This is a genomic window from Nitrosospira multiformis (genome assembly GCF_900103165.1).
Lineage (GTDB): Bacteria > Pseudomonadota > Gammaproteobacteria > Burkholderiales > Nitrosomonadaceae > Nitrosospira > Nitrosospira multiformis_D.
This window is the reverse complement of sequence record NZ_FNKY01000001.1, coordinates 787,502-799,572: the sequence shown is the minus strand read 5'-3', so window position 1 is coordinate 799,572 and position 12,071 is coordinate 787,502. Positions and strand designations below refer to the sequence as shown.

The following is a 12,071-nucleotide window of genomic DNA, read 5'->3' as shown; positions in this document are numbered from 1 at the left end:
GGACCTCTCAAAGTGAGAAGGTTGAGAGAGATTGTGCCCAAAGCAACAACGCGTAGCAAGGAAATCAAGAAACTTTCGGAATACGGGAGAAACTTGTGTTGCTTTTTTGCAACAAAATTGATTATACCGCGATTCACAACGCATACACCTAGAGAAGAAGGCCTGTTCGGCCATTTTCAATGACTTAAACCCTACACGAATAATCGTTCCAGTTCAACCCCCGGATCATCGGCGCGCATGAACGCTTCACCCACCAGGAAAGCATCAACTTGGTGATTACGCATCAATATCACATCGGCCGGCGCGTGAATCCCGCTTTCGGTAATCACGATACGCGCCGGCGGAATATGCTCAAGCATTTGCAGCGTAGTATCCAGCTGTGTCTCGAACGTGCGCAAGTTACGGTTGTTGATGCCAATCAGGGGGGAATATAACTGTAACGCGAGTTCCAGTTCCACACGATCGTGAACTTCAATCAATACCCCCATGCCCAATTCCCGGGCAAGCGATTCGAGCTTGCGCATTCCCGCAACGATTTCGTTTTCTGAGCGGCGTTGTCCGGTCAAAGACGAAGGCATGCAAAACACCGCGACAATGATCAGAATGCAGTCCGCTCCCATCGCACGGGCTTCGATCACCTGATATTCGTCCAGCATAAAATCTTTGCGCAGCACCGGCAGGTTGCAAGCGGCCCGGGCCTGCTTGAGGTATTCCGTGCCACCGCCAAAAAATTGCCTGTCGGTCAACACCGACAGGCAGGCTGCGCCATGCGACGCGTAACTCGCGGCGATCGTGGCAGGATCGAAGCGCTCACGCAGCACGCCCCGGCTAGGGCTGGCTTTCTTGATTTCCGCAATGACCGCGGGCAGGCCGGCGGCAATTCTAGCGCGGATCGCTCCCGTGAAGTCACGCGGCGGCGGGGCCGCTTCCGCTTCCTGACGCATCGCGGATAGCGGTTTGATCGCTCTTGCTGCGGCAATTTCCTGTACTTTGACGGTCAGAATCTCTTGCAGAATATTGGACATGACTAACCTGGCAAGACGCTATTCCGATTTGAGAACTTGATCAGCTCCCGCAGCTTTGCCTTGGCCGCACCGCTTTCTATCGCGGCGCGAGCTTTTTCCACACCCTGCACCAGCGATTTCGCCACCCCTGCGACATAAATCGCCGCCCCCGCATTGAGCAGCACAACATCAAGCGCGGGGCCTGGTTGATTATCCAGCACCGATATCAACATTTCCCTGGATTGTACGCTGTCTTGCGCCTGTATCGTTTCAATCGCGGCCGCCTTCAAACCGAAGTCCTCCGGTTTGACAGTATATTCGGTCACCTCACCGCGCCTGAGTTCACCGATACGAGTCTCACCCGCTATGGTGATTTCATCCAGACCGCCTTGCCCGTTCCCGCCATGGACCACCATTACATGATCACTGCCCAGGCGCTGCAACACCCGCGCGAGAATACCGACAAGATCGGGATGAAATACACCCAGCACCTGATTTTTCGCCCCGGCGGGATTGGTCAATGGCCCCAGGATGTTGAACAATGTGCGCACCCCCAGATCTCGCCGCACCGGCGCGGCATGCTTCATCGCACTATGAAAATTGGGAGCGAACATGAAGCCGAGACCGATTTCCCTTATATCCTCCGCTATTTGTCCGGGTGTCTGATCAAGGTTGACGCCCAAGGCCTCAAGCACATCGGCGCTTCCCGATTTGCTGGATACGGAGCGCCCGCCGTGTTTGGCGACACGCGCTCCAGCAGCGGCGGCGACAAAAGCGGCGGTGGTGGAAATATTGAAAGTATGCGCGGCATCCCCGCCGGTTCCGCATGTATCCACAAGATACCGATGATCCGCCACCTCTACCCGGGTGGCAAATTCGCGCATTACCTGTGCCGCGGCGGTAATTTCGCCGATGGTTTCTTTCTTCACCCGCAGTCCGGTGATAATGGCCGCGATGAGCACTGGCGACAACTCTCCCCGCATGATCTGACGCATGAGCGAAAGCATCTCGTCATGAAATATTTCGCGGTGCTCGATAATGCGCGTCAGCGCCTCCTGCGGGCTCATGATCCCGAATCCAAGGGCTGGCCAGGGTGGATTGTGCGGCGTTTGAAGCGCACAGCCAGATGCGGAGACATGGCTCTCACTGATTCAGAAAGTTTTTCAGCAATTTGTGTCCGTGCTCGGTCAGGATGGATTCCGGATGAAACTGGAGACCTTCAACCGCCAGAGTCTTATGGCGTACGCCCATGATTTCGCCATCCTCCGTCCAGGCAGTGATTTCAAGACAATCCGGAAGACTTTCACGTTCAATGACAAGGGAATGATAACGCGTCGCCGTAAACGGACTCGGCAGATCTCGAAACATACCTGTGCCTTTGTGGAAAATGGGCGAAGTTTTGCCATGCATGAGTTTTCTGGCATGAACGATCTTGCCACCAAATGCCTGGCCTATGCTTTGATGGCCGAGGCAGACCCCCAGTATGGGAACCTGGCTATTGTAAAGTTCAATCAGCGGTATCGATATCCCCGCCTTGCTGGGCGTACAAGGGCCGGGCGAAATGACAATGCGCGCGGGCCTTAACCGTGCAACTTCATCAGGCGTGATTTCATCGTTGCGAAACACCCTCACTTCCTCGCCCAGCTCACCAAAATATTGCACCAGGTTGTAAGTAAAGGAATCGTAATTATCGATCATCAACAGCATATCACCGCTATCTATTTGATTTTATTCGTCCAGAAACCAATGTCAGTTCCTCATTACCCGCTTTTTCTTGAGATACCGCTGGCTTTGACCCAAAGCCAAATACGTCATTATCTCCTAGTTAGTTTTAGAATATACCAGAAGTTCCAGATGGGGATCTGGCCGTGGTTATTTTTAGCGGCTTCCAACGCAGATGATTCTCGATTCGAAACGGTTTGAATCTCTTAACAGGACAAGTCGTTCTCCTTGGGTAGACGGGAGTATTTAATCCCGGCCCTACGTAGGCTGATATCACCCCATTTGCTTGATCCAGCAACAAAAGTACGGTTAAATTCGATCTAATTTATGCTCTACCACGCTCTGGTATAAACTATTGTCTAAGCTCTACAAAATTTCTGATACCAGAAAAAACCTTCTCAATGAATGTGATCGTAAGGTGCTTATACGTTAATTATATCAATGCATATTTTAATTATCGAAGACGAAAAAAAAACCGCTTCCTTTCTTAAGAAGGGATTGTCTGAAGCTGGGTATGTTGTCGACACTTCCGAGGATGGTGATGAAGGTCTGCTTCTTGCGCTTGACATAGACTATGACCTCATTATCCTGGACGTAATGCTGCCGGAGCGGGATGGCTGGTCTATACTTTCGGTGCTGCGCTGCAAGGAAGACAAGCGGACACCCGTACTTTTCCTGACTGCCCGGGATACTGTGAGCGACCGGGTAAAAGGACTGGAGCTCGGTGCCGACGATTACCTGATAAAACCATTTGCTTTTTCCGAACTGCTGGCAAGAGTTCGTCGGCTACTGAGGCGCACGCCGGTCCTGTATAGTGAAATCCTGAAAATTGCCGATCTGGAAATAGTGCTTGGACGCCAAAAAGTCACACGCAATGGGAGCCGCCTCGACCTTACCCCCAAGGAATTTGCACTTCTATCGCTGCTAATGCGGCGCACGGGAGAGGTATTATCCCGCACACTGATTGCCGAGATGGTCTGGGACATCAATTTCGACAGTGATACCAACGTCATTGACGTGGCGATACGCCGGTTGCGCAGCAAGGTCGATGATCCTTTCGAGCAGAAATTGATCCATACCATTCGTGGTGTGGGGTACGTGCTTGAGAACCGATAATCTCTTTCAGTCGAATACCGGCTCCACGCACGGATCGATTTCCCGGAAGCTGGCATGGCTGTATGCACTATCGGCTTCTGCCATGCTCTTCTTCACCTCGGGGTTCCTGTACTGGGTTCTTATCACGACGTTGGAACAGGAGGATGAGCATTTTCTGCGCAGTCGACTTAACATTCTTGAGACTATTTTGCGGGAACAGCCGGGAGATACTCAGGTACTGGAGCGCGAGATCACCGAGGAAAACATCGCATTCGCCGGATCCCAGCATCTCACGCATAGCCGGATATTAGACGAATCCGGTCGTACGCTGCACGAGTCCCGTGGTATGAAACAGGAAATCCCCACCAGCGCATTTCCTTCTCCCGAGACGCGCCCCCCAAAGGCAAAAAGATGGCGCTCCGACACCAATAAAACCTATTGGCTGATCGCCACATGGGCAGAAGACAATTCCCTCAGCGGCTCCCGGCGGCAAATCCAGGTAGCCCTGGATGAGACAGAAGAGGAGCTGCTGATCACCCGGTATGAGTATTATTTATTCGACATATTATTGGTTGGTATTCTAGTATCCGTGATCATCGGTATTCTGATTACGCAACGCAGCATGAAACCACTTGCGGATATTACCGGTGCCGCGGAACGCATTACTGCCAGCCAACTGCACGAACGTCTCAATAGCGCACCATGGCCCCGGGAACTGGCTTTACTGACACGAGCATTGGACAGCATGCTTGGCCGACTGGAGGATTCATTTAATCGTCTTTCGCAATTCTCCGCCGATTTGGCGCACGAGTTGCGCACCCCGCTCAATAATTTGCGCGGCGAAGCGGAAGTGGCTTTATCCAAGCCGCGCGAGGCCCATGAGTATCGCGAAATACTCGCATCCAGTCTGGAAGAATACGACCGCATGTCACGGATGCTGGACAGCCTGCTGTTCTTGGCTAGAGCAGACAGCGAGCAGGCCGTGATTGCACTTTCGCTCATTAACGCGCGCACGGAAATCGAGAAAATAATCGTATTTTATGAGGCGGTGTCCACGGAGAAAAGTATCAGGGTACTGTGCGAAGGAGATGCAACGACTAAAGTCGATCCAGATCTTTTCCAGAGAGCCATCAGTAATCTGCTTGCCAACGCCCTATATCACACCCCTGATGGTGGTTCCATCATTTTTTCCATAGATTCCAGCCAGGAGCGAGGAACCGGGATCATCTGCCGCGATAGTGGCATAGGCATTGCCCAGGAACATCTGCCAAAAATATTCGACCGTTTTTACCGCATCAACCCTTCGCGTAACGGGGAAGCAGAGGGCGCGGGACTCGGACTGGCTATCGTCAAATCGATTATCGGCCTGCATGGCGGTAACATCACTGTACAGAGCGTCATCGGCGAAGGCACGGCAGTGCGGCTTTTCTTTCCAGCATAACCGTACGTCATAGCTTTATCCGACGGACAAGCAGGGCTCATACCCCCGGCTTCGCAAAGCATTCTCCATATCACTATGGGGTGTGTACAGCCCTTCCCCGAACATTACAGATTTGTAATAATTTCGCCATCTTCACGTCAGAATTCCCTCCCCATAATCCACCATGGTGGCTTTTGAAACACTATGGTTTGAAATCAATAGTACACACCACTTCGGGTTGGAGATGACTGTAGAAACTAATCGCATAGTTGCTAAGCTCTTAGGTGATCTTATTGCTCACGGTCAGAAAATAATGTTTCGAGTATGATCTTATTTATCTTATAGACGAGTGCCGAAGAGCTATCACGCGACTTTCCCAAGCGCACGTTGTCTCATTATGGAGGGGGACACTTTGGAAACCTTAAGGGATGCCTTGGCAAGACTGAGCGAAGCAAAAGGCGAGAATTTCGCTATGCTTTGTTTACTGATTTGCTTCATAAATTCGTTGCCAACCGATAAACGGAAAAACTTGCGAAATGATTTTGAGAAAGAAGTGGAACTTATTCGAGTGGAGTGTTTGGACTCAAATATTTCAGAGCATTTTGACATGGGTGTAGAGAACACGGTGACCGCCATTCGCCTCCTCTTATCTGATGCTTTAAAAGCATCAAACTGACCACCTTTCTTCCGAACAGCACGCCAAAACCAAGGCCAAAACCAAAGCCAAAAAAAGTAACTGGTACGCTGCACAAGTAAAAGAGGGCCCGGCGCAATTGTGACCGGTCGCCAACACCGCAGCAGCGTATCATTTGAAGATTCAGAAGATTAAAAAATAATCCGCTCGAGAAAGAGATTGTGAATCTCTCATTACCCGGTGTCCGGGCAGATGGGACAGGATGAAGGTAAGGGGGGAGGCTTCAAACCCCGGCAAGCCCCCCCGGGAAAGGCACAGGGATTACCCGAAGCATCCTTAATGAATGGAACGTTCTAGACGCTGACCCTCAATCTTGTCCCGATAGGTTTCAAGCAGGTTTTCCATTTCGACGCGTTTCATCGCTGTAAATGGCTCCGCCTCCAGTATGGCGTTTACGGCGCCTTTGCTGGTATACCAATCGGACAGTTCCCGGCCTATCCGATAAAGCTCGCCGTTATGCGTTTCGCAAAGTTTTGTTTGCTCATTCTGTTTTGTAAGAGCAGCTGTCATATTCTTCAGATCCTGTTCCAATTGTTTGCGTTGACCGGACAGTTCTTCATTCCGCTTGCCCGCTCCATCAAGCTGGGTGCGCAATTCGGCTGTTTCCTTGTTCGCCGCTTCGATATCCCGCTCAAGCCGGGACGCTTTGGCCGCCGCGCTCGCCGCAGATCGTTTGTGGGATTCCGTTTCGTTACTGGTTTTTTTCAGTGTTTCTTCCAGCACTGTTTTTTCCTGATCCAATGCCGATTTCTGCTGCTGTACCTCGTTCAATTGCTGCTGCATGCGGCGTAATGCCTGCCGCTCTTTTTTTTGATCCGCATTGCCGGCGGCGCTTGCAGCCAGGGAAGGGGGGGACAAGGCTCCCGCCAGCAATACGACGGCGATTCCTTGGCACAACCATCGTGGAATCATTTTCTTACGGTTATTCATGCAAAAGCTTTCGATTGTCAGCAGAGTTTTTTTATCCAATTAATGTCTCTCACAGGAAACGGTATGGGCGTTGAACCCACCACCACGATACGTGCGTGGTAAGCACACCTTTTGGATCCCGCATTTCCCTGCCAGCCGGAAACTCGCGGCCCCACTCCCGCTCAGAAAGTCAGAACCGGGCATTCAGGTCCAGATTGATCGAATCGATGGACAGAGGCAAGCCGCTGACTTGATCGTATGACATATAGCGGAGGCCAAGCCAGGTGTTATGCGCCACGCCGTACAGGCCCTGGATAGTGTAGCCCTTGTGGTTGGTTCCGCCCATGAGATAGTTGGAATCAGTGAAGGCATCCAGCATCGAATCCCGCTCGGAGCGGCGATAAAATCCGAAAACCTGCCACTGGTGCCGCTCCGCGATTACTGGGTAACCAACGGTGAGACGGAGCTGATAAGCATCGATCTCCGGCTTGATGTTCTGCCCAGTGCGGGCAAAAATTTTATTCTCGTCATAACCCACGTTGCGTACGTAGTCCGCAGTGCCAATAACATGGATGGGCTTGAATCTGGAATAGTCAGCCACCATGGTCAAGTTGGCAAGCCGGTAATCGGCCGCCAAAGCCCATAGATTAGTGGTGGGGTCACCATCGTTGTCGATGTTGAAAAGACTGTTACCTTTTTGCCTGAACAGCGGGGCGCTCTGATTGAACAGAGTATCGCCAAAGTTCGGGTTGCGGACGCCGTTAATATTGCGGTAGTCATAATAGGCGGCTCCCAGCCTGAACTTGGTGTCGGTATTCTCGGGTGCCCACTCCAATCCGGCCTGAGCCCCGAAGAACCATTTGTCCTTGGCCTTGACGGTCTCGCTCTGATTGATTTGCTGCAATGGAAATACCCCGGCGTTGAGGAACGGCTTGATGGTCCTTTCCTCTTTCAGCCAAGGGTGAAGATTGATCGCCAGCCCTTCAAAGTTCAGGTCAACGTCCCATAACAGATCGGTGTGTACGACTCCGGCCGTGGGTACGGTATGTGGCCCAGTCCTGAGTGTCCCCGTGTAGATATTTCCGACTGTGCCGACAAAGAAAGGATTGGGAATACGTCCGGCACTGACCGTAACCCAATCTAAGGGCGTGAGTTTGAGGTAAACCTGATCCAGCACCACGGCGAATTTGCTGTTAAAAGTCCCAAATGTCTGCAGGGTAGAGACCGGCGATCCTATGGATATCGGGGGGGGGCCCAATACATCTCCGGTTAGCGGCGGATCATTGACATTACCGGTGGTTAGGCGCAACCCAAGATCCACTCCGCGGGTGACGTTGGCGTTGATGCCGAGCCGGAAGCGCACCCGTTCCCGATGATAGCTGTCCTCGGTGGTATTGTCGATATTCTGGCCGTTCGCCTGAAAATTGGCTGCGGGAGCGTTGTTGCTGCCGTAGAAGTCGGCTTGTTCGCGCAGCCGTATATCTCCTTCCATCGTAAAACGGTTAACCCACTCGGGAACCGCATTCACGTCGCCCCAGCGTTCCTGCTTGGCCTGACCCACCACTTCTTGGCGTAACTCATCGCGAATTTCCTTTTTGACATGCTCGGGTATGTAAGGAACCCGTACCTCACCTTTTTTCGGCTCGCCAGTGGCCGGTTGCGCGGCCCCCTGTGCTTGCTGCAGGGAAGCCCTTGCCTTCAGTTCCGCCTTTTTAATCATTTCGTCGGCCACTTCCTGCTTGATCACGCCTTGCTCCACCAGCAACCGGATCAGATTCAAGGTGGTTTCATACAGAACTTCAACCTTCTCGCGCTCATCGGGTTTTGCGTGCACACCGCCCGCAAATATCGCTGTCATGGCGGCAAAAGTGAGTATCAATCGTATATTCATTATAATTTTTTTTCTTATACAAAATCAGGCACGCGAGGTCACGCGTATCTTCAACGGTTGTGGCATGTCGGCGGGTGGATTCTCACGCAGGGCCCGCAGGTTCTTCAGCACATCCTGGATCAATTCATCGACTTTCGGATCACCTGTTTTATCAACCACCGCTATTCGTGATACCTTCCCGTTAAGGTCAATCCATACTTTCACCACCACCCTGTAAGTCTTGTCTTTGAGCGCGTTCTCACGCGCCAGCGCATCCTGAAAAGCGGAGTTCACCGCGTCGTTCACTATGGCGTCATACCAGGCCCAAGGGTTTCCTCTGGAGCCGCCGATAAGATCCGCCCCGCCTTTCCTCCCTACGAGCCCAAATCCGTCACCCGCGCCTGTTCCCTCGGCATCGACACCCAGATCCGGCCCCGGCGGCGGCTCATCGGCCTGATCCATCGGCTCTGGCTCAGGTTCGGCCAGCTTTATTTCTTCCTTCACCACCGGTTCCGGCGGTTTTTCCGGTGGCGGCGGGGGAGGCGGCGGTTTGATCAAAGTAATCTGCTGAAGCGACGGCTTTTTGTGCGGCGTATCGTCGCCCAGAAAATGTTTCAACCACAGTCCCGATCCGACCAGGACAACTGCACAAACCGCAACACCTGCCCAACGCCTCCAGGAGGCTGGTTTTTTCTCTTCCTTGGGGTCTTCCATGGCATTATTTCACCAGGCGCTGGGTTACCAAGCCCAACTGCGTGATATCCAGCTGACCCAGTAATTCAAGTACATCCATCACCTTGCCGTACTGCACTACCGTATCCCCCTTGACTACGACCGGCAATTCTGGATTAGCCGCTTTCAATTGACCCAGGCGGGTTCGAAGCTCGTCCAGCGTCACGGGATAAGCATCCAGAAATATTTGCCCGCTTTCGTTGATCGTGATCGCTTTGGTTTGCGGTTTAGCCAGACTGGGGGAACTGCTGGCTTTGGGCAGGTTGACTTTTATACCCTGTACCGATGCCGTCGTCATGATAATGAAAATCACCAGCAACACGTAGGCGAGATCCAGCATGGGCACCACATTGATCTCGTCGTAAAGCTCGTTGTCTTCCTGTACCTTCATGCCATTCCCTGTCAGCGGCTGTAATTTTCGGCAAGCTTGGTAATAAACTCATCGACAAAAATATGCATTCTCGATACGATGGCCTTGATGCGTGAAGCCAGGTAGTTATAGCCAAACAGTGAGGGGATCGCTACCCCCATCCCCGCCACCGTCGCCGCCAGGGCCGCCGCGATGCCGGGCGCAATGGCGTTGACATTGACATCACCAGCGGCCGCAATCGCCGCAAACGTGATCATGACCCCCATTACCGTGCCCAGCAGGCCGATGAAGGGCCCGCCGGAGATGGCGATGGTGAGCAGTACCATGAATTTGTTCATGCGCTGAATTTCTTCCACCAGCCCGGCGTCCAGGCTGGCGCGAATCGCATTAAGCGATTGCGGCGACAGCGACTTGTCAATATGGGTCGCATCGGTATCATCGAAGCGATGCGCCAATTCAACTGCGCCAATATGATAAATACGGTAGATCGACGAATGTTCGAACTCTTTTCCCAACCCCTTGGCTTTGTCTATCACCGCGAGATCGGTCGATAGTTCGCGGAATTTGGTCATAAAGCGGTGATTGGACTTATCCACCCGGTTAATGTAGACAGCCTTGCTGTACATCACCCATATGGCGATCATTAGCATGATCGCCAGGAAACCGATCGCAACCCACCCATCCACTGTCAATGATTTGAGGATAATGCCCAGGTGCGAGGCTTCTTCACCGCCTTCGCCCGCCTCATCCTCGCCCAGGGTGACCAGTTTACCGTCCTGTCCCTGCGCGGCCTGCACCGCAATCCAGTCAGCATTGCGCGCCACGCCCGACACCTGCAACTCGTCCATCTCACCCCGAAATCCAGTCCCCAGCGTTGCGCCGCCGGTTGGCAATACCGCGCCCGGCGCTTCGCCCGCCGGCTTACCGTCCACATATATGCGTAGCGCATTCGATACCGTTAACCCGAGGTGATGCCATTTACCCAGGCTCACCGCCGTGCTGGACACCAGGCTTGACGCGCCCGATTGCACCTTGACCATGCCGCCTTCCAATGAGACGCGCAGACCATCGGATTGAACGATGACACCATCCAGCGAAGCTGGCTTGATCCATACGGCGAAACTGAATCCGCTGCTTGCATTCACGGCGGGAAGCGTGATGCTTTGTGACCCGTTAAATCCGGCACCACCGTTCGAGAAGGAGGCGGCTACCCGCTGGACGGAGGACTGCACCGCATGCAGGCTGTTTACTCCGCTGTCCTGGGGATTTCCGTCCGGCTCCGCAAAATGATAGACGACGCTGGCGGCATCGTAAGTGGCTTTCGGATTCGCTGCGGAGGTCGCCTTCTCGTTACCGAAATAAAGGAATATTTCTGTCTGCGATAACAATTTAGGCACGTTAACCCATACCAGCGCCAACTCATTCCCTACATCCCATTTCTCAAAATGGAATTTCAGTTCGGTCTTGTCATCTCCGGCGATCAGACGCAGGTCGCTGCCGTTATCATTGGCCGAGAAAAAATCAAAGTTTCCCGTGTGCAAGCGGATCAGTACCGGCGCATCCGCGACTTCACCCGCTGGATTGGTCAGTGTGATTTTCTTGCGGCCGGTCCATTCGTCATTCCACCAAGCGTGACTGGATAAAGAAACGGTGCATAAAGCAAACGCAAGCAGGAACGTAACGACACGCATGGGTCTATCAACCTGGGTATAAACGAGCGAGGATTATGCGCGTCCCAGATTACAGACATTAGTAGCGATAATGATCCGAACGCATCATGACTGTTCCCTGGACGACGGAACGCGTTTAAGGTTGGAGAAGTAATATCCACGGCCATCGCGGGCAGGAACCCGACTAATCGCGTCTAGTCTGTTTGACTCAGGCTTAGCCTGCAATATCGATAGGGTTTTGTAACATAGGACGATGAGCCAGCCCATTAGAATTTGCATTGAACTGGCGACTGTCGTCCCATCGAAATGGAGATTTTTGTCCGGGGGATTTTGCCCCTGCGAGAGGGGCAGAAAGAATTTCTTTGGTGTTGGCTCCGGCTTTTATTCCCCGCTTGCGGGCTACGTCCAGGCCGGACTTGTTCAGATATTTCCCGCTGTTACAGGCAGGTTTTTTTGGGGTACGATTTTCTCGCTTTGATCCGTTTGGATTAACAACAGCCACGTCAAAATGAAAAAGAAAGCAGGTAGCGTCAGAGCCTACCATCGATCGTAAATGTCACTACCACAGTTTTTATTTACCGGGAG

At 52.6% G+C, this 12,071-nt stretch carries 12 protein-coding genes; 3 read left to right on the top strand and 9 right to left on the bottom strand.

Features of this window, described 5'->3' with window-relative positions; translation table 11 throughout:
- Nucleotides 1-191 precede the first annotated feature (191 nt).
- From trpC to BLR00_RS03635, 3 genes are all read right to left on the bottom strand, one after another.
- A complete protein-coding gene (gene trpC / locus BLR00_RS03645; RefSeq protein ID WP_074630853.1) occupies nucleotides 192-1,025 on the bottom strand; it encodes an indole-3-glycerol phosphate synthase TrpC in 834 nt (277 codons plus the stop codon).
- A gap of 2 nt (nucleotides 1,026-1,027) precedes the next feature.
- Complete coding sequence (trpD, locus tag BLR00_RS03640) at nucleotides 1,028-2,071, bottom strand: anthranilate phosphoribosyltransferase (protein WP_074630852.1); 1,044 nt, start codon at nucleotides 2,069-2,071, stop codon at nucleotides 1,028-1,030.
- Nucleotides 2,072-2,147: 76 nt separating this feature from the next.
- Complete coding sequence (locus BLR00_RS03635; RefSeq protein ID WP_074630851.1) at nucleotides 2,148-2,711, bottom strand: anthranilate synthase component II; 564 nt, start codon at nucleotides 2,709-2,711, stop codon at nucleotides 2,148-2,150.
- A gap of 456 nt (nucleotides 2,712-3,167) precedes the next feature.
- On the opposite strand from BLR00_RS03635, the gene BLR00_RS03630 reads away from it, so the two are divergent.
- From BLR00_RS03630 to BLR00_RS03620, 3 genes are all read left to right on the top strand, one after another.
- Nucleotides 3,168-3,842 carry a heavy metal response regulator transcription factor gene (locus BLR00_RS03630; protein ID WP_074630850.1) on the top strand — a complete coding sequence of 225 codons (675 nt, stop codon included), beginning with the start codon at nucleotides 3,168-3,170 and terminating at the stop codon, nucleotides 3,840-3,842.
- On the top strand, nucleotides 3,829-5,262 hold the full coding sequence (locus tag BLR00_RS03625) for a heavy metal sensor histidine kinase (RefSeq protein ID WP_074630849.1): 1,434 nt from the start codon (nucleotides 3,829-3,831) through the stop codon (nucleotides 5,260-5,262). The genes BLR00_RS03630 and BLR00_RS03625 overlap by 14 nt, the downstream gene beginning before the upstream one ends.
- Nucleotides 5,263-5,653: 391 nt before the next feature.
- Entirely contained in the window at nucleotides 5,654-5,917 is a 264-nt protein-coding gene (locus BLR00_RS03620; RefSeq protein WP_107797683.1) for a hypothetical protein, read from the top strand.
- Nucleotides 5,918-6,211: 294 nt separating this feature from the next.
- On the opposite strand, the gene BLR00_RS03615 is transcribed toward BLR00_RS03620, so the two are convergent.
- The 6 genes from BLR00_RS03615 to BLR00_RS16180 form a co-directional block, all read right to left on the bottom strand.
- Nucleotides 6,212-6,865 (bottom strand): DNA repair protein, encoded by a 654-nt coding sequence (locus BLR00_RS03615; RefSeq protein ID WP_074630847.1) that lies wholly within the window; start codon nucleotides 6,863-6,865, stop codon nucleotides 6,212-6,214.
- A gap of 169 nt (nucleotides 6,866-7,034) precedes the next feature.
- Entirely contained in the window at nucleotides 7,035-8,735 is a 1,701-nt protein-coding gene (locus BLR00_RS03610; RefSeq protein ID WP_074630846.1) for a putative porin, read from the bottom strand.
- 24 nt (nucleotides 8,736-8,759) lie between these two features.
- Complete coding sequence (locus BLR00_RS03605; protein ID WP_074630845.1) at nucleotides 8,760-9,428, bottom strand: TonB C-terminal domain-containing protein; 669 nt, start codon at nucleotides 9,426-9,428, stop codon at nucleotides 8,760-8,762.
- Between the two features lie 4 nt (nucleotides 9,429-9,432).
- Nucleotides 9,433-9,837, bottom strand: coding sequence for an ExbD/TolR family protein (locus BLR00_RS03600; RefSeq protein WP_074630844.1), 405 nt, complete (start codon nucleotides 9,835-9,837; stop codon nucleotides 9,433-9,435).
- An 11-nt stretch (nucleotides 9,838-9,848) separates the two neighbouring features.
- A complete protein-coding gene (locus BLR00_RS03595) occupies nucleotides 9,849-11,507 on the bottom strand; it encodes a DUF2341 domain-containing protein (protein ID WP_074630843.1) in 1,659 nt (552 codons plus the stop codon).
- Nucleotides 11,508-11,700: 193 nt separating this feature from the next.
- Complete coding sequence (locus BLR00_RS16180; protein ID WP_143007622.1) at nucleotides 11,701-12,030, bottom strand: hypothetical protein; 330 nt, start codon at nucleotides 12,028-12,030, stop codon at nucleotides 11,701-11,703.
- Nucleotides 12,031-12,071: the final 41 nt, after the last annotated feature.